At 54.7% G+C, this 17801-nt stretch carries 14 protein-coding genes; 5 read left to right on the forward strand and 9 right to left on the reverse strand.

Features of this window, described 5'->3' with window-relative positions:
• A complete protein-coding gene (locus E2L00_RS02425; protein WP_167606470.1) occupies positions 1 to 1539 on the reverse strand; it encodes a methyl-accepting chemotaxis protein in 1539 nt (512 codons plus the stop codon).
• A gap of 197 nt (positions 1540 to 1736) precedes the next feature.
• On the opposite strand from E2L00_RS02425, the gene E2L00_RS02430 reads away from it, so the two are divergent.
• The 3 genes from E2L00_RS02430 to E2L00_RS21495 all read left to right on the forward strand — a co-directional run bounded on the left by E2L00_RS02430 (position 1737) and on the right by E2L00_RS21495 (position 4249).
• Positions 1737 to 3095 (forward strand): esterase-like activity of phytase family protein, encoded by a 1359-nt coding sequence (locus E2L00_RS02430; protein ID WP_167606472.1) that lies wholly within the window; start codon positions 1737 to 1739, stop codon positions 3093 to 3095.
• An 88-nt stretch (positions 3096 to 3183) separates the two neighbouring features.
• Positions 3184 to 3372 (forward strand): YdiH family protein, encoded by a 189-nt coding sequence (locus E2L00_RS02435; protein ID WP_167606475.1) that lies wholly within the window; start codon positions 3184 to 3186, stop codon positions 3370 to 3372.
• Between the two features lie 514 nt (positions 3373 to 3886).
• Positions 3887 to 4249: a hypothetical protein gene (locus E2L00_RS21495; protein ID WP_236127652.1), complete on the forward strand. Its 363-nt coding sequence runs from the start codon at positions 3887 to 3889 to the stop codon at positions 4247 to 4249.
• 15 nt (positions 4250 to 4264) lie between these two features.
• On the opposite strand, the gene tam is transcribed toward E2L00_RS21495, so the two are convergent.
• The gene (gene tam, locus E2L00_RS02445) at positions 4265 to 5020 is read right to left on the reverse strand and encodes a trans-aconitate 2-methyltransferase (RefSeq protein ID WP_167606481.1); all 756 of its coding nucleotides are present in this window, start codon (positions 5018 to 5020) and stop codon (positions 4265 to 4267) included.
• A 217-nt stretch (positions 5021 to 5237) separates the two neighbouring features.
• Complete coding sequence (azoR, locus tag E2L00_RS02450; RefSeq protein WP_167606484.1) at positions 5238 to 5843, reverse strand: FMN-dependent NADH-azoreductase; 606 nt, start codon at positions 5841 to 5843, stop codon at positions 5238 to 5240.
• A gap of 207 nt (positions 5844 to 6050) precedes the next feature.
• Between azoR and hrpA the strand changes: the two genes are divergently transcribed.
• On the forward strand, positions 6051 to 9950 hold the full coding sequence (hrpA, locus tag E2L00_RS02455; protein WP_167607531.1) for an ATP-dependent RNA helicase HrpA: 3900 nt from the start codon (positions 6051 to 6053) through the stop codon (positions 9948 to 9950).
• A gap of 21 nt (positions 9951 to 9971) precedes the next feature.
• Here the strand turns inward: hrpA and E2L00_RS02460 are convergent, their stop codons facing one another.
• The 6 genes from E2L00_RS02460 to E2L00_RS02485 form a co-directional block, all read right to left on the reverse strand.
• Positions 9972 to 10631, reverse strand: a complete 660-nt coding sequence (locus E2L00_RS02460) for an O-methyltransferase (protein WP_167606487.1) — start codon at positions 10629 to 10631, stop codon at positions 9972 to 9974.
• 128 nt (positions 10632 to 10759) lie between these two features.
• Complete coding sequence (locus E2L00_RS02465) at positions 10760 to 12139, reverse strand: efflux transporter outer membrane subunit (RefSeq protein ID WP_167606490.1); 1380 nt, start codon at positions 12137 to 12139, stop codon at positions 10760 to 10762.
• A complete protein-coding gene (locus tag E2L00_RS02470; protein ID WP_167606493.1) occupies positions 12136 to 13218 on the reverse strand; it encodes an HlyD family secretion protein in 1083 nt (360 codons plus the stop codon). Before E2L00_RS02470 ends, E2L00_RS02465 begins: the two co-directional genes overlap by 4 nt.
• Complete coding sequence (locus tag E2L00_RS02475) at positions 13215 to 14867, reverse strand: MFS transporter (RefSeq protein ID WP_167606496.1); 1653 nt, start codon at positions 14865 to 14867, stop codon at positions 13215 to 13217. The genes E2L00_RS02470 and E2L00_RS02475 overlap by 4 nt, the downstream gene beginning before the upstream one ends.
• On the reverse strand, positions 14867 to 15298 hold the full coding sequence (locus E2L00_RS02480) for a MarR family transcriptional regulator (RefSeq protein WP_167606499.1): 432 nt from the start codon (positions 15296 to 15298) through the stop codon (positions 14867 to 14869). The genes E2L00_RS02475 and E2L00_RS02480 overlap by 1 nt, the downstream gene beginning before the upstream one ends.
• A gap of 110 nt (positions 15299 to 15408) precedes the next feature.
• Positions 15409 to 16326 carry a bestrophin family protein gene (locus E2L00_RS02485; protein ID WP_167606502.1) on the reverse strand — a complete coding sequence of 306 codons (918 nt, stop codon included), beginning with the start codon at positions 16324 to 16326 and terminating at the stop codon, positions 15409 to 15411.
• 243 nt (positions 16327 to 16569) lie between these two features.
• Here E2L00_RS02485 and E2L00_RS02490 point away from each other — a divergent pair, with 243 nt between their 5' ends.
• A complete protein-coding gene (locus E2L00_RS02490; protein ID WP_167606505.1) occupies positions 16570 to 17688 on the forward strand; it encodes a cobalamin-independent methionine synthase II family protein in 1119 nt (372 codons plus the stop codon).
• Positions 17689 to 17801 lie beyond the last annotated feature (113 nt).

Consider the following 17801-nt stretch of genomic DNA (forward strand, 5'->3'; position numbering starts at 1 on the left):
TTATGCTAGTTTGAATACCGCCACCGTTTCGTTAAGCATCTGCGACTGTTCTTTTAGCGACATTGCGGCCGCGGAGGCTTCTTCGACTAAAGCCGCGTTCTGCTGAGTGACGACGTCCATCTGCACCACCGCCTGGTTAATCTGCTCAATACCCGTGCTTTGCTCGCGTGTGGAAACGGCGATATGCTCCATTAACGAGGTCACTTCCTTGATGGTTTTGGAAATGCGCTGCATGCTCTCACCGGCTTTATTAACCAGCAAGCTGCCGTGATTGACCTGTTCGCCAGAAAGCTCAATCAGATCTTTGATCTCTTTTGCCGCCACGGAAGAACGCTGGGCAAGATTGCGCACCTCAGAGGCGACAACGGCGAATCCACGCCCTTGTTCCCCGGCGCGAGCGGCTTCCACCGCGGCATTAAGCGCCAGGATGTTGGTCTGAAAAGCGATGTCTTCAATTATGCTGATGATGCTGTCTATCTTGCCGGAGCTGGATTCGATATTGCGCATCGAATCGATAACTTTTTCAACAATATTAGTTCCGTCATTTGCAGCAGTCAGCATACCGTCTGCCAGGGCGTTTGCCTGACGGGAGTTTTCGGACGTTTGTCTTACGGTTACCGTCAGCTGTTCCATGCTGGCAGCCGTTTCACCCAGCGATGCGGCCTGTTCTTCGGTGCGGGAGGAGAGATCGGTGTTGCCGGCGGCAATCTCTTCAGACGCATAGGCAACCGTCTGGCTGGATTCACGTACCTGGCCGATGATATGCGCGAGCGACTGGCGCATGGTCTCCAGCGTGCGCATCATTTCGCCGATCTCATCATTAGCTCTTGCCACGATTGGCGTATGTAGCTGGCCGCTGGCAATCTCGCTGCAGTGCTTTTTGGCCAGGTCCAGCTCGTTGATCAACCGTGTTTTCAGCAGGATGAAAACGCCGGCCAGAATAGCAACAAACAGCACGGCAAATACCGCGATAAGCAGCAGGCTGGAACTAAACCTGGACTGTACATCTTTATTGAGCCGCTGCGCATACTGCTCGCGGAAGGCCAGTAGTTTATCCAGCGTAATTTCATACTGGCGATCGAGCGCAGGGATGGTCATTGTCACCAGATCGTTTACGCGCTGCTTGTCATTTGCTGAAGCTGCATCGAGCAACGGCTGCAAACCCTGGTCACGATAGGCGAGAAACGCGGTCTGATACGCATCGGCGAGAAGCTGTTCGCCAGGCTGTTTCGGCGCCTGCAGATAGGCCTGGAAAGCAGCGTTAGTTTTGCCCATTACCGTCCTTGCGCCTTCAAGCGCAAGCTGTGCCTGTTCTGTGCGGCCGCGCTGCATCTCCTCCATCGCCTCCATGGCGCGCACTCGCAGGGTACGGCTGTGGTTAATTGGGTCGATAACCGACAGCACCACGCGAATTTCACGGTTTACCTGGTCCAGGGACTGGTTGCTGCGGGTAAGAGACCAGATATTGGAAGCGGTACTCGCTAAGAAAATAATAAGTAACGTACTAAAAACTAAAATAGAAAAACGCCTGACTGACATGGTAGATCCTTAGATCACTGGAATATTTTCGTTTACTACTGCGGATGGCTCCGATGAATCACCGCTTCGCCCTCTACTATCGGCAGAAATAGCGGAAGGTTTATTTATCTTGCGGAGTACTTTCCGGCCTGCGTCATATTTATGTCATCTGGCTGCTTTATAAAACGGTGACTTAATATCAAAGGATGAGTAAAAACATGAAATTAAAAACACCGGCGCTGTTATTCACCTCTCTTGTTCCTCTGCTAAGTCAGGCAGCCGAACTTCACGCCGATCGTTACGTTGTCACCTTCCCGCAAGGCGATCGTGTGGAATACAAGGGCGCGTATGCCAGCGCGTTTCCGGACGGGCTGCCGGTGGGCGTCGGGTCCGGTCTGCAATTTATACGCAAAGAGGGCAACGATCTGATTTTTGCTACCGTCACGGACCGCGGGCCAAATGCTGATTCGCCCAAAGCGGGCGAGAAAGATTCCAAAATTTTCGCCAACCCAAAATTTACACCGCTGCTGATGACGATTCGCATCGGCGACGGCAAAGCGCAGGCCGTTGACGCACACGCTCTGCATGATGAGCAGGGACCCGTCAGCGGCTTACCGTTGCCGGAAGGATTGATTGGCGCGACGAATGAAATCGCGCTGAGCGACACGTTGCAGCAGTTGCCGAGCGACAAACGTGGCCTGGACACCGAAGGCATTACGCCGGATGGCAAAGGTGGCTACTGGCTATGCGATGAATACGGTCCGTTTATCGTAAACATCGATGCCGGGGGCAAGATTGTGAAAAAATATGGTCCACAGGCGCAGCAGGGAGAGCAAGGCGTTGCTGGTGGTTTACCCAATATTATTAAATGGCGTCAGGCAAACCGTGGCTTTGAAGGGGTAACCCGCATGCCGGACGGGCGCATCATCGCCGCGGTACAAAGCACGCTGGATATCGACGGCAAGAGCAAAAACAGCGCGCTATTTACCCGCCTGGTCAGCATCGACCCGGCGAACGGCAAAACCGCAATGTACGGGTATCCGATTGATGCCGGTGTCTATAAAAAGGCCAAGGATGCCAAAATCGGCGACATTGTCGCCCTGGATAATAACCGCCTGCTGCTGATTGAGCAGGGCGGCGATAAAAATAAAGCGATGCGCAATCTGGTTTACGTGGTCGATTTAACCCAGGCCAGCGATCTGAGCGAGTTTGATAAAGAACAAGCGCCGGAATTCAACGATGCGGAACAGCTCAAGGCTCGCGGTATTAAACTCGCCGGAAAGAAAGAGATTCTCGATCTGCGCAAGCTGGGCTGGCAGCAGGAAAAAGCGGAAGGGATGACGCTGATTGATAACCAGACCATTGCGGTTATCAACGACAACGATTTCGGCCTGCAGGCGGTGCTGGATAATCCGCAAAGCGAAAGCACGAAAGCGGACGATTACGAAGTGGACGGCAGAGGACATCTGACGCTGAATGGAAAAGAAGTCGCCACCAGGATCGCGCTTAAGCCACTTGAGAAGCCTGAATCGCTTAATGAGCTTTGGGTAATTACCCTGCCGGAGAGCCTAAAATAATTCTCAGGCGCACGGTCTGGCTGTTTTTTGAACAGTTTGTTCGTGATATCCTTATTTGGTTTCGATCACGAACAGACTGAGGATTGCAATGAACACTGATATCACCCCGACCACGCTTGCGTTTGAATACCTTCGCCGGGAAGAAGAAAACCTGACCCCGGCCCAATACCTGATTCGGTTTAAGCAGCTTACGCTGGAATTTGCTGGCCTGATGGAACTGACCTCCCTCGAGCTGCGCGAAGAGATCTCCTATGCCTGGCGTCTCGGCATTCATTGATTCGCCCCGGCAGCTTTTTACGACAGTCGTCAGACAAATAATGCCCTGCTTAAAGCATTCAGGCTGAATGACGAATAAAGATTTATATGATGGTTATTTGCAACTGCGTTATAACGCGCTTCGCAACCGTCTGGCTGTAATAATTATATCGCCAGCCTGGAAAAGCCGCCGCGGCCTTTGAACCGTAGGCGGCGCGTTTAAAGCACGGATGGTAAATCTCTTCTTATAAATATAAAGCATAATAAGCTTTTTGAAGCTCTTAATTATTATGCATATTTCTTTTATATTAAAGCGTTTGTTCCTTATTGTGCTTTGCATATTAGCTGTGGCTTTGGGTGTATTCATCCTCTTTGGCGACGTCCTCTGGTTTCACGATTTTGTACGCGAAAACTCCTTCACCGAAATTGTTCAGGAAAGCCTCCTGCTGGTCCTTGCGCTACTGTTTTTTGGCCATGCCAGAAAAGTGCCGTCGCGGCGTCACAGCAGTGTATTAATCGGTGGCTTTTTCAGCTGTATGTTAATCCGCGAACTTGATTTTATCTTCGATGAGCTGTCCCATGGCTGCTGGGTCTGGTTTGCCCTGTTTACTGCGCTGGCCTGCATCTCTTACGCGTTGAGAAATAAAGAAAAAACCCTGGAAGGAATAGCGTCGTTTATGCGCCATCCCGCTTACGGTATGATGCTTTCCGGCCTGCTGTGCGTGCTGATTTTCTCGCGCCTGTTCGGTATGCATACGCTGTGGGAAGGGCTGATGCTTGACGGCTATAACCGGCTGGTGAAAAACATGGTCGAAGAGGGCACTGAAATGTTTGGCTACATCCTCTGCATGCTTTCCACCATCTGGTATCTGCGCCACAGACCCGAACGTTCAGCCTGACAACCCGCAAATCTTTCAGGCCTTACGCGCAACGATAAACAGACGCGGGAACAGCATCAGCACGTTACCGTCTTTTTGCGTTGGATAGGCCTGCTGTAAAAGCTTATGGTAACGCTCCAGAAACGCTTCCTGCTGAATAGCGTCCAGACCGGCAAGGTAAGGCCGTAAGCCGGTGGAGCTTAGCCATTCGATAATCGCACGGTGTGAAGGCATCACGTGGAAGTAAGTGGTGCGCCAGATATCCACCCGACAACCCTCGTTAGTCAGCAGGTCGTAATATTCATTGGGTGAGAGCAGCGCTTCGCGTCCTGCGGGCGGATTACCCAGTTCATTCGCCGCCTGGCGCATGAGCGCATGCGTCGGTTCCTGCCAGTTGTCCGGCATTTGCACTGCCAGCACGCCGCTTTCTGCGAGTTGGTCGGCCAGTTGTGGAAATAACGTCCGGTGATTGCTGAGCCACTGCAAAGAGGCGTTGGCATAGATCACATCCTGTTTAACCGGAGGCTGCCACCGGGCGATATCAGCCTGTTCGAAGCGGCAATCAGGCAGCGCCGATCGCGCTTTTTCGAGCATGGCGCAAGAGTTGTCCAGCCCGGTGATAACGGCATCCGGCCAGGTTTCATGCAACAGCGCGGTACTGTTGCCAGGCCCACAGCCTAAATCAGAAATCCGTGCTGCAAAGGGGTGATTGACGCGCGCAGCCAGTTCGGCTGCCGGGCGGGTGCGTTCCGCTTCAAACTGCAGATAAAGCGCCGGGTTCCAGTCCTGCATGTTGCTCTCCTCGGGCTAAAGTTGACCTAAGCATAGCTATAAACACGGCCTGGTGGAGGGTAGCAGAGAGGAATAGCTTAAGCCTGAAAAAGGCGCTTAAGCAGAAGCTGTTTGATATCCTGACGCTGGGCAAGCAGGACTAACCCTGAACCAGCAGATCTGGATATAAAAAAAGCGGCAAAATTGCTTTTGCCGCTTGTGAAAAGTTTCTACAAACTTAAGCAGCAACGATGCTGTCAATCGCTGCTTTTGCGTCGCTTTGCGCTTTAGACGCTACTTCCGGACCGTAAGCGATACCTTCTGCAAATACGTAGTTTACGTCGGTAATACCGATGAAGCCCAGGAACAGATTCAAATAAGGCACCAGCAGATCGCTTGGGGTATCCTTATGGATACCGCCACGGCTGGTCAGGATCACGGCGCGTTTACCGGTTACCAGGCCTTCAGGACCTTTTTCGGTATAACGGAAGGTGACGCCAGCGCGAGCCACCAGGTCAAAGTAGTTCTTCAACTGAGTAGGAATGTTGAAGTTGTACATAGGCGCGGCCATCACAATCACGTCGTGATCTTTCAGCTCGGCAATCAGCTCGTCGGACAGAGCCAGCGCTTCTTGCTGACGCGGGGTCAGTGCCGCATCGCTCGGGCGCAGCGCGCCAACCAGTTCGCCATCCAGCACCGGGATTGGATTTGCCGCTAAGTCGCGCACGGTGATTTGATCAGCGGAATGCTGTTCACGCCATTGTTCAACAAAATAGTCGGACAGCTGACTAGACTGAGAGTAGCCTGCCAGGATGCTGGACTTAAGTACTAATACTTTGCTCATGGGTGATTCCTTTGTTTTTGGTCATTCGGACAGATTGCCCGTTCGCTGGGAATTACTGTATTCACAATCCGATTGCAGTGATAGCGCAATATATCGAACTCTATGTTCGATTTTATTGAACAAGGCGTCGGGGAAGACGATGTGGTAATCTACGGGCAATTCACGCAAAAGACTTTTCCGGCAGTGCGCTGCCATGATGATGACGCTATGCAAAATACAAAACCTTCAGTTACCTCGTTATCTTCCCGCTTAGAAAACCTGATGCTGCGCGACCGCCAGCGTTTTTCTCGTCGCATTCATGGCGCGAAAAAGGTGAAAAATCCTGAATCTCAGCAGGCCGTCTTTGACGCGCTGGCTCAGGAAATCGACGCAGCGGCCGGTAAGGTTCTGCTACGCGAAGCGGCGCGGCCAAAGATTACATATCCAGAAAACCTGCCCGTCAGCCAGAAGAAGCAAGATATTCTCGAAGCCATTCGCGATAACCAGGTGGTGATTGTTGCCGGGGAAACAGGATCGGGCAAAACAACGCAGCTGCCAAAGATCTGTATGGAGCTTGGCCGCGGTATAAAAGGGCTTATCGGCCATACGCAGCCTCGTCGTCTGGCCGCGCGTACCGTGGCGAACCGTATCGCAGAAGAGCTGCAAACCGAACCGGGCGGCGCGGTCGGCTATAAGGTACGTTTTACCGATCGTGTCGGTGAAAATACCCTGGTCAAGCTGATGACCGACGGCATCCTGCTGGCGGAAATCCAGCAGGACCGCCTGCTGATGCAGTACGACACTATCATCATCGATGAAGCGCACGAGCGCAGCCTGAATATCGACTTCTTGCTCGGTTACCTGCGTGAGCTTCTGCCGCGTCGCCCCGATCTGAAAATCATTATTACCTCGGCAACCATCGACCCGGAACGCTTCTCGCGCCATTTCAACCACGCGCCGATTATCGAAGTGTCTGGCCGAACCTATCCGGTGGAAGTGCGCTATCGCCCGATTGTTGAAGACGTGGACGATACCGATCGCGATCAGCTACAGGCAATTTTTGACGCCGTTGACGAGCTGGGCCGCGAAAGCGCGGGGGACATCCTGATCTTTATGAGCGGAGAGCGCGAAATTCGCGACACCGCCGACGCGCTGAACAAACTAAATTTGCCGCATACCGAAGTGCTGCCTTTATATGCCCGCCTGTCGAACAGCGAGCAAAACCGCGTGTTTCAGTCGCACGCCGGCAGGCGTATCGTGCTGGCGACCAACGTGGCGGAAACCTCGCTTACCGTGCCGGGCATTAAATACGTCATCGATCCGGGCACGGCGCGTATCAGCCGCTATAGCTACCGAACCAAAGTGCAGCGGTTGCCGATTGAGCCGGTTTCACAGGCGTCCGCTAACCAGCGTAAGGGGCGCTGCGGACGCGTCTCGGAAGGGATCTGTATTCGTCTCTATTCAGAAGACGACTTCCTGTCGCGCCCGGAATTTACCGATCCGGAAATCCTGCGTACCAACCTGGCGTCCGTTATTTTGCAGATGACGGCGCTGGGCCTTGGTGATATCGCCGCGTTCCCGTTTGTGGAAGCGCCCGATAAACGTAATATTCAGGACGGCGTGCGCCTGCTTGAAGAGCTGGGCGCGATTACCAGCGAGGAAGACCACAGCGTCTATAAACTGACGCCTTCCGGCCGCCAGCTTTCCCAGTTGCCGGTTGATCCGCGTCTGGCGCGTATGGTGCTTGAGGCGCAGAAATTTGGCTGCGTGCGCGAGGTAATGATTATCACCTCCGCGCTTTCCATTCAGGACCCGCGCGAGCGCCCGATGGACAAACAGCAGGCGTCTGACGAAAAACACCGCCGTTTCCACGATAAAGAGTCTGACTTCCTGGCCTATGTGAACCTGTGGAATTATCTTGGCGAGCAGCAAAAAGCGCTGTCGTCTAACCAGTTCCGCCGGTTGTGCAAAACGGATTATCTTAACTACCTGCGCGTACGCGAGTGGCAGGATATCTATACCCAGCTGCGTCAGGTGGTTAAAGAGCTTGGTCTGCCAATTAACAGCGAGCCGTCGGACTTCCGCTCGGTGCACTGCGCGTTGCTCACCGGCCTGCTTTCCCATATCGGCCAGAAAGATGCCGATAAGCAGGAATACACCGGCGCACGTAACGCCCGTTTCTCCATCTTCCCCGGTTCCGGCTTATTCAAAAAGCCGCCAAAGTGGACGATGGTTGCCGAGCTGGTGGAAACCAGCCGCCTGTGGGGGCGCATTGCCGCGCGTATCGATCCAGAATGGGTCGAGCCGCTGGCGCAGCACCTGCTTAAGCGCTCATACAGTGAGCCTCACTGGGAAAAATCCCAGGGTGCGGTGATGGCTAGCGAAAAAGTTACGCTTTACGGCCTGCCGATCGTTGCCGCCCGTAGCGTAAATTACAGCCAGATTGACCCGGCCCTGTGCCGCGAGCTGTTTATCCGCCATGCGCTGGTTGAAGGCGACTGGCAGACGCGTCACGCCTTCTTCCGCGAAAACCTCAAGCTGCGCAACGAAGTGGAGGAGCTTGAGCATAAGTCCCGCCGCCGCGATATCCTCGTGGATGACGACACGCTGTTTGAGTTTTACGACCAGCGCATCGCCCACGAGGTGATTTCTGCCCGCCATTTCGATAGCTGGTGGAAGAAAGTCAGCAAAGAAACGCCGGACCTGCTCAATTTTGAGAAGAGCATGCTGATAAAAGAGGGCGCGGAGCAGGTCAGCAAGCTGGACTATCCGAACTTCTGGCATCAGGGAAATCTCAAGCTGCGCCTGACCTATCAGTTCGAGCCGGGCGCCGATGCCGATGGCGTAACGGTACATATTCCGCTGCCGCTGTTAAACCAGATCGATGAAGCCGGATTTGAATGGCAGATTCCGGGCGTGCGCCGCGAGCTGGTTATCGCGCTGATTAAATCCTTACCGAAACCGGTGCGGCGTAATTTTGTGCCGGCGCCAAACTATGCCGAAGCGTTTTTGGGCCGCGCCACGCCGCTTGAGCTGCCGCTGCTCGACAGCCTTGAGCGTGAGTTCCGCCGCATGGCGGGCGTGACGATTGACCGGGAAGAGTGGCACTGGGAACAGGTGCCCGATCACCTGAAAATGACCTTCCGGGTGGTAGACGAGCATAATAAAAAGCTTAAAGAAGGCAAAGATCTCAGCGAGCTGAAGGGCGGCCTGAAGGCAAAAGTTCAGCAAACGCTCTCCGCCGTAGCGGATGACGGCATTGAGCAGAGCGGGCTGCATATCTGGAGCTTCGGCAAGCTTCCGGAAAGCTATGAGCAAAAGCGCGGCAATTACCGCATGAAGGCGTTCCCGGCGCTGGTGGATGAAAAAGAAAGCGTGGCGATCAAACTCTTTGATAACCCACTTGCACAGCAACAGGCTATGTGGCGAGGTTTACGTCGTCTGCTGCTGCTGAATATTCCTTCCCCCATCAAGTATCTGCATGAAAAATTGCCGAACAAAGCCAAGCTCGGCCTGTATTTTAACCCGTACGGTAAGGTACTGGATCTCATTGACGACTGTATTTCCTGCGGCGTTGACAAGCTGATTGCCCAGGCCGGCGGCCCGGTGTGGACGGAAGAGGGCTTTGCCGCGCTGCATGAAAAAGTCCGTGCGGAACTGAACGACACCGTGGTGGAAATTGCAAAGCAGGTCGAACAAATTCTCACCGCCGTTTTCAACATCAATAAGCGGCTGAAAGGGCGTGTGGATATGACCATGGCGCTTGGCCTGTCGGATGTGAAAGCGCAGATGAGCGGCCTGGTATACCGCGGCTTTGTCACCGGCAACGGTTACAAACGCTTGGGCGATACGCTGCGTTATTTGCAGGCGATTGAAAAACGCCTGGAGAAAATGGCTATCGATCCGCATCGCGACCGCGTGCAGATGCTGAAGGTGGAGCAGGTGCAGCAGGCCTGGCAGCAGTGGCTGAACAAGCTGCCGCCCAAACGACGCGAAGATGAAGAGGTGCAGGAAATCCGCTGGATGATCGAGGAGCTGCGCGTCAGCTTCTTCGCGCAGCAGTTAGGCACGCCGTACCCCATTTCCGACAAGCGTATCCTGCAGGCGATGGATCAGATTACGGGTTAATTTATCTGCGCCGGACGACGATTAGCCGTTCACCCGCGCAAGGGTAAAACCGTCCCAGCCTTTACTGCCAACCGTTTGTAGCGCGGTGGCGGTAAGGCGGGGATTTTCACCCAGCAACTCAATAAATTTTCGCACGCCCTGCACCCGAAGATCGTTACTTTGCGGGTCTGTCACTGCACCGTCACGCACTACGTTATCGCCAATAATTAACGTGCCGGGCCGTGAATATTTCAGCGCCCATGCCAGATAAACCGGGTTGCCGGGCTTATCGGCATCGATAAAAATTAAATCAAAAGGAGCCTGGCTTGCCAGATGCGGCAAGCTTTCAACGGCCGGACCGACGAGCAGTTCGATAACGCCTGCAAGCTCAGCAAGCTTAATGTTTTTCTTCGCTACTTCCGCATGGTGCGGATCCGCTTCCAGCGTCACCAGTTTACCGCCTGCGGGTAAAGCTCGCGCCATCCATACCGAGCTGTATGCGCCGAGCGTGCCAATTTCAAGGATGTTTTTAGCGCCGGTTATTTGCACCAGCAGCTGAAGAAACATTCCCTGGTTTGGAGCAACGTCATGAGCAGGAAGACCTGCGGCGTGGTTATTGGCGAGGATCTTCTCGAAAACGGGATCGTTTGGGATCAGGGAACGAACGAGGTAATTATCAACGTCTGACCATTGCTGCTGCATTGCATCACTCCGGAAGTTTTATTAACCAGAACAACGATGGATGACTTGCGCTTATCCACCCTACGATTTATGCATTTTGTCAGTCGGGCAAGCGCAGCGCCGCCCGACATAATCTACTCACGTTACAGCTATAACCCGCGCCAGCCGCCGCCCAGCGAACGATAAAGATCGACCTGCGCCAGCAGCAGGTTGTTCTTCACCTGCACGACGCTAAGCTGCGTGGAAAACAGCGTGCGCTGGGCGTCCAGCTCATCCAGATAAGACGAATAGCCGTTGCGGTAGCGGTTCTGGGCAATTCGCAGCGCCTCTTCGGCAACGTGCTCCTGCTCCTGCAATTCCGTGAGCTGTTCCCGCAGGCGCTGGATAGCATCGATGCTGTCGTTCACCTCTTTAAAAGCGTTGCGCACCGTTTTTTCATAGGCGTACAGCGCCTGATTACGTTGCGACATGGCGACATCAACCTGCGCATTCAGCGCTTCGCGATTCAGCAGCGGCGCGAGAATGCTGCCGCCGATGCTCCAGAGCCGCAGAGGATTGTCGATAAGCTGCGAAAGCGTGCTGTTCTGCAAACTTCCACCGGCCACAAGGTTGATCGAGGGCAGAAGCTGCGCACGCGACGAGGCAAGAGAGGCATCCGTGGCGACTAGCTGTCTTTGCGCCTGGACGATATCCGGGCGGCGATTTAACAGCGTCGACGGCAGTTGTGCGGGCAGCGTCAGCGGCGTGAGCTGGTCAAATTCGCCGCCGCGCGCCACCGCGCCTGGATTTTTGCCCACCAGCACGCTGAGCGCATTTTCCTGCTGGCTGATTTGATGCTGTAGCTGCGGAATTTGCGCGCGCGTTGAACGGTATTCTGATTCTGACTGCATCAGTTCCAGCCGGGAGCTGTAGCCTGCTTCATACTGGCGTTTTGCAAGCTTGTACGCGTCTTCGCGGGCGGCGAGCGTGGATTGCGTGACTTTTAGCTGCTCATCCAGAGAAAGCAGGGTGATATAGCCCGAGGCAACGGAAGACGCAACGGTCAGATTTGCCGCCGCGGCCGCCGCCTGCTGCGCTTCCAGGCTGGCCTGTGCGGCTTCCGTGGCGCTGCTGTATTGCCCCCATAAATCGACGTTATAACTTGCGTTCAGGCTTCCTTTATACAGATCGCCATGCGTCGGCAAACCCGTGGCGGCAGATTGTGAGCGGCTGCGGCTTGCATTCAGCCCGGCATCAAGCGTGGGCCATTGCGCGCCTTCTGCGGACTGTACGCGGGCCTGATATTCATTAACCCGTTCACGGGCGGTCAGCACATCGCTGTTATAGCGCAGGGCTTCGTCTACGTAGCCGTTAAGCATCGAATCGTGAAAATTGCGCCACCAGAATCCTTCCGCAGAAGAAGCCGGGCCGACCTGGTCGCGCCACTGGGCGGGGATTTCAAGCGTCGGTTTAGCCTGCTGAACCTGAGCTGAATGGCAGCCCGCCAGCAGCAGCGCTGCGGCAATGCAGGAAAGTTTCAGCGGGCTCATCGGCTATTCTCCCGCGTGTCGATATGCACCTGAACCGACATCCCCGGACGCAGGCGCTTGCGCTTATCCGCCTCGCCGAGAACTTTGATGCGCACCGGAATACGCTGAGCGATCTTCACAAAGTTGCCGCTGGCGTTGTCCGGCGATATGGCGCTGAACTCAACGCCGGTAGCCGGGGAGATGTTCTCCACGCGGCCGTTAAATTTCTCGTTCGCCAGCGCATCCACGGTGAAGGTTACGGGCTGGCCAACTTTCATCTCCGCCAGCTGTGTTTCCTTCACGTTGGCAATAACCCAGTTATCCGGCGGCACCAGCGAGGTCAGGCGTGTGCCTGCGCTGACATAGGCGCCAAGACGTACGGCGATCTGCCCGAGCTGGCCGTCGCGAGGGGCGATAATCCGCGTGTTTTGCAGATCGATTTGCGCCAGCTCCAGCGCCGCTTTCGCATTTTCCACGTCAGCTTCCAGCGAGCCCCGGTTAACAACCACGGTTTGCAGATCCTGGCGGGACATTTCAAGCTGGGCGGCGGCCTGCTCGATATCCGCATTGCCCTGCGCCGCGCTGGCGCGGGCAGCGTCGCGTTCACGCACGGAGAGCGAGCCGTCGGAGGTCAAATCCTCCACGCGGCGTAAATCGAGCTGGGATTTTTTCGCCTGCGCCTGGGCGTTTTTCAGGGCTGCTTCATTTTTCTTAATCACGGCATCCGCGCTGCGACGCTGCTGCTGATTATTGACGAGCGCCGCCTGTTTCATCGCCATCTGCGCCTGCGCCTGATGAACGCGCTGTTTGTAGATCCGGTCATCGATGGTCATTAGCACGTCGCCGGCTTTTACATACTGAAAGTCCTGTACATTTACCGCAGTGATATAACCGTTTACCTGCGGGCTGATAAAAGTGGTCATGCCGCGCACGTAGGCGTTTTCCGTTGACTCAACGTGCCGCGTGAAGGGAGGCAGTTGCCAGGCGTAGAGGATCACCAGCACGCCAAGGATGCCTATCGCGACGGCGCTAAAAATTGACACTATGCGCAGGTTTTTTTGCTCCGGGCTTTGTGCCGGAGTGGTTCCTTGTTCGCTCATTGCAGCTCCGTAGTATTTTTTAATTGTTTTCTGGCCGCCAGTTTCAGGCGCAGCAGGCGCCAGATAATCCACAGCAGGGTGCAGGTGGCAATGGCAGCGGTCAGTAAATAAGTATCGTTGTAAGCAAGCACGTTCGCTTCAGCAGTGGCAACGCTTTGCAGCTGAAGCAACGCCTGCGTATTCAGCAACGTACTGTCGCCCAGTACGCTGCTATAAAGCTGGGTATACTGGTTGACCCGCTCGCTGACCAGCGGATTAAGCAGCGTAAGCTGATCGGCCAGCAGGCTGGAGTGGAATTTTTCGCGCCAGGTCTGGAAAGTACCGAGGATGGCGGAGCCCAGCAGTCCGCCAATATTCTGGCTCATGCCAAACAGCACCGAGAAACTCACCAGATTGCGCGGTTCGGCAATCACGCCGCCAATCGACGTCAGCATTGCCGGTGCGAGGAAGAAGGCGCTGCTAAAACCAAACAGGAACTGGCTTACCATAAGCTGCGCCGGGCGGGTGAGGTTGTTGGACTGGCTGTCCATCAGCGAAGCGACAATCATCAGCACCAGTGAAATCACCACCGGCCGCGTGAGCTTCTTGATATCAATCGTCAGGCAGCTGGCGATAATCCCGCAGACGATACCCGCAAGGATTGACCACGCAAGATTGGTCATCTGTTCGTTTTGCAGGCCGATAAGCTGCAGGTAGCCAATCACCCCGGTGTTCTGCTCCGCAAGCACGATACGAATCAGCACCATAATAAACCCGAGGCGCACCATGCTGCTGCTTGATAGCCAGCGTGTATTCAGTAGCGGATTGCTGCGATTATGCTCAAAGGTAATAGCGGCCACGATCAATACCAGCGAGGCGGCCAACGCCCAGCCAATCCACGGCGCTTCGAACCACCAGTCGATACGTCCAAGCGACAGTACGCCGCACAGCAGCGCAATGCCCGGCGCAAGCAGAATGAAAGTCAGAAAGTCCTTCTTTTCAAAGACTTTTTTCCGATCGCTTGGCGGCAGTTTCAGCAGCAGCACGCAAGCCAGTGAGACAAGGGCGAGACCAAGCTCGAAGTAATAAAGGCCGCGCCATTCGTTAAGCTGCAACAGCTCAGTTGAAAACAGCCGCGCGACAGGAATGGCGAGCGTGGAGCCGGTGATGCCAATGGTTAACCCTTTCAGCCGGTGCTTCGCAGGCCAGGCCTGGATCTGATAATAAATGCCAAGTGAACTGAGCGCGGCGCCGACCATGCCGTGGGCGGCCCGCACCATGATGGCGGAATTGAGATCGTTAACGAAAAGGTGGAAGAAGGTGACCAGCACATACAGCACCAGGAATCCTTCGGTAAACGCCCGCAGCCCGTACTGCTGGCGGAATTTCACCAGCAGCAGGTTGATGGAGGCGTTGGTCATCACATATACCGCGGGCAGCCAGGCGATTTCATTAGACCAGGCCGCAAAGGTGCCCTGTAAATTGGTGAGGTTTGCGGTAACCAGCGCGTTTCCGAGCGCCCCGGTCAGGCACACCAGCAGCCCGACCAGACCGTAGGCGATGCGTTTGTGCGTGGGATGAATCGGCGTGGAAGGGGAACCGAGAAGCGTAGGTTTCTCATGCGGTTGCCACTCCCTTGGAATATAAGGGTCGCGTTGAGGAAGGCGCATTATTTTGTCTCGGCGGCTTTGAGCAGGCGGGTGAGCACGTCACGCGTCACGGTTTGTTCTTCTTCACTGATGGAGGTCAGAACTTCCTGGCGCAGCTCGTCGGCGACCACCTTAACTTTCTGATAGAGAGCTTGCCCCTGTTCGGTTGCGACCAGCAGGCGCACGCGTTTGTCTTCGGGCGTGAGAACCCGCTGCACCAGATTTTGTTCGACCAGACGATTGATGAGCGGCACGAGGGTTGCGCTCTCAATGCCAAGCTGGCGAGCCAGCTCCTTCTGCGATAGCGGCGTTTCATTGCCGGCGATAGCTGCAACCGCCACCCAGCTGGCCTGGCTCATACCGAGATCTTTGAGCCTGCGGTCAACGGCCAGACGCCATTGATGGGCCGTGAGATGAAGCAGGTGAGAAAAAGAGAGCTTTGCGTAATCCACAGCACAGGAACCATTTCGTTAGATATCTAACTAGTTTAAAACCGCAACCCTCATCAATTCAAGCGAAGATGAAGACGAATTGTTAATATTTGCATTATAGCCGCTGCTGTCTAATTCAGCTGATAATGTCGGTTAGGCTTCATCTGCTCTGGGATCTTATCCTCACCGTTCATATCGCGCAAATCACGCTCAATGGTATTACAGATGGCATTCAGCGCCAGATCGTTGTCTTCCATGCCAAACGGATCTTCCAGCTCTTCGGCCAGGCTATCAAGCGCGATAAAGGTGTAGGAAATAAAGACCGACAGGAACGGCGTCATATAGTGCATATCCTGTACCAGCGCGAAGGGCAGCATGATGCAAAACATATATACCGTGCGGTGCAGAATTAACGTATAGGCGAAGGGAACAGGCGTATTGCTGATGCGTTCGCAGCCGCCGGCAACGGCGGTATGCTCATTGAGGTGATTATCCATGCTGCGCCATAACACATCGGAAATAGTGCCGTTCATGCGCTGTTTTGATAGCCAGTTGCCCATCAGCAGCAAAATACGGTTGCACGGCGCATGGCTTGCCGCAACCCATGCCAGTTCATCCGCGCGCAGCCAGGGGCGCAGACCGTTTTCTACCGGCTGTTTGCGCAGGGTCAGACGCAGACAGTTGCAGAACGCCACCTGCAGGTTCACGAAATAATTAATCTCTTCGCTTTGCGCCGCAGGGAGGCTTTTTACCTCGCGCAGCAGCGAGCGTGCGGTTACCGCCAGCTGTCCCCATAGCAAACGCGCTTCATTAAAACGGGCATAACAGGCGTTGTTTCTGAAACCGAGGAAGATGGCAATAGCCACGCCCAGAATACTGAACGGCGCCATAGTCAGTTTAATACCAAGCGCCTCATACCACGGCAGGAAGAAAATTACGCTGACCGACAGCGCCAGATTCAGCAGCAGACGTGAATAGATTTTCTCCAGAACGGAACCGTGCCAGACGAAAAGTCGAATAATCCAGTGCTTATGGGGACGAATAATCATAATGAAGAGGCTCAGAAACAGGACACCGTATTTAACGGCAGAGTGTGACGTAGATCAATATTTAAAGTTACATGTTTTTAACAACGTGAATTATTTTCATGCGCCGTGAATTTTCCTCGTTTGCCTGGCCGCCGCTGCTATGCCATTCTGCTTGCAACAAATGGCCGTCCAGACGGCTAAAAAACCCAGATACTGAACTATCACTTAGCTAAATCATTTAGCCGGGTCACCAGGAGAATTCATATGTCGCACAACACGCAACAGCGCCATCACGCCCCATTCCGCGCGGATATCGTCGGGAGTTTCTTACGCCCGGATGCCATTAAAGAAGCCCGCCAGCAGTTTGCCGCAGGCGATATCTCGGCGAATCAATTGCGCAAGGTTGAAGATGAAGCCATTCGCGCTTCGGTAGAGCAGCAGTGTGCGTGCGGCCTGCACGTTGTTACCGACGGAGAATTCCGCCGCGCCTGGTGGCACTTTGACTTTTTCGACGGTTTGCAGGGCGTTGAACGTTACGAATCCGACCACGGCATCCAGTTCAACGGTGTACAGACTAAGGCGCACAGCGTACGCGTCGTCGGCAAGCTTGGGTTTGGTGAACACCCGATGCTGGAAGATTTCCGCTATCTGAAAAGCATCAGTGGAAATGCGGTGCCAAAAATGACTATCCCAAGCCCGAGCGTACTGCATTTTCGCGGCGGCCGGAACGCCATCGACAGCGCCGTTTACCCGGATTTAAACGACTATTTCGACGATCTGGCTACAACCTGGCGCGATGCGATTCAGGCGTTCTATGCAGCAGGCTGCCGCTATCTGCAACTGGATGACACCGTCTGGGCGTACCTGTGCTCAGACGCGCAACGCCAAGAAATCCGCGAGCGCGGTGACGATCCTGATGAACTGGCAAAAATTTATGCCCGCGTGCTGAATAAAGCGCTGGAAGGGAAACCTGAAGATCTGACCATCGGCCTGCACGTGTGCCGCGGCAACTTCCGCTCGACGTGGATTTCTGAAGGGGGTTACGAGCCGGTGGCGGAAGTGTTATTTGGCACCGTGAACGTGGACGCCTTCTTCCTTGAATACGACAATGACCGTTCAGGTGATTTTGCCCCGCTGCGTTTTGTGCGTCCCGGCAAACAGCAGGTCGTGCTGGGGCTTATCACCACCAAAAATGGTGAGCTGGAAAAGCCTGAGCAAATCCAGGCGCGTATTAATGAAGCGGCGAAATTTGTCGATATCAGCCAGATTTGCCTCAGCCCGCAGTGCGGCTTTGCGTCCACGGAAGAGGGCAACAGCCTGACGCCTGCCCAGCAGTGGGACAAGGTTCGGCTGGTGGCTGAGATTGCGCAGAAGGTGTGGTAAGCATGCGGTGATTTCCCTCTCCCTTTCGGGAGAGGGTTCAAAGAAAAGTTATTCCAGCTCCAGCAGGCGTTCAGCAATGCATCCGCTTCATGCTTCAGTTCCGCGGGCCGGAA

Origin of the sequence: Cedecea colo (assembly GCF_011808225.1) — a bacterium.
Lineage (GTDB): Bacteria > Pseudomonadota > Gammaproteobacteria > Enterobacterales > Enterobacteriaceae > Dryocola > Dryocola colo.

Coding starts and splice junctions, on each gene's coding strand:
- E2L00_RS02425 (WP_167606470.1), bottom strand. CDS start 1,539: ATGTCAGTCAGGCGTTTTTCTATTTTAGTTTTTAGTACGTTACTTATT.
- E2L00_RS02430 (WP_167606472.1), top strand. CDS start 1,737: ATGAAATTAAAAACACCGGCGCTGTTATTCACCTCTCTTGTTCCTCTG.
- E2L00_RS02435 (WP_167606475.1), top strand. CDS start 3,184: ATGAACACTGATATCACCCCGACCACGCTTGCGTTTGAATACCTTCGC.
- E2L00_RS21495 (WP_236127652.1), top strand. CDS start 3,887: ATGTTAATCCGCGAACTTGATTTTATCTTCGATGAGCTGTCCCATGGC.
- tam (WP_167606481.1), bottom strand. CDS start 5,020: ATGCAGGACTGGAACCCGGCGCTTTATCTGCAGTTTGAAGCGGAACGC.
- azoR (WP_167606484.1), bottom strand. CDS start 5,843: ATGAGCAAAGTATTAGTACTTAAGTCCAGCATCCTGGCAGGCTACTCT.
- hrpA (WP_167607531.1), top strand. CDS start 6,051: ATGCAAAATACAAAACCTTCAGTTACCTCGTTATCTTCCCGCTTAGAA.
- E2L00_RS02460 (WP_167606487.1), bottom strand. CDS start 10,631: ATGCAGCAGCAATGGTCAGACGTTGATAATTACCTCGTTCGTTCCCTG.
- E2L00_RS02465 (WP_167606490.1), bottom strand. CDS start 12,139: ATGAGCCCGCTGAAACTTTCCTGCATTGCCGCAGCGCTGCTGCTGGCG.
- E2L00_RS02470 (WP_167606493.1), bottom strand. CDS start 13,218: ATGAGCGAACAAGGAACCACTCCGGCACAAAGCCCGGAGCAAAAAAAC.
- E2L00_RS02475 (WP_167606496.1), bottom strand. CDS start 14,867: ATGCGCCTTCCTCAACGCGACCCTTATATTCCAAGGGAGTGGCAACCG.
- E2L00_RS02485 (WP_167606502.1), bottom strand. CDS start 16,326: ATGATTATTCGTCCCCATAAGCACTGGATTATTCGACTTTTCGTCTGG.
- E2L00_RS02490 (WP_167606505.1), top strand. CDS start 16,570: ATGTCGCACAACACGCAACAGCGCCATCACGCCCCATTCCGCGCGGAT.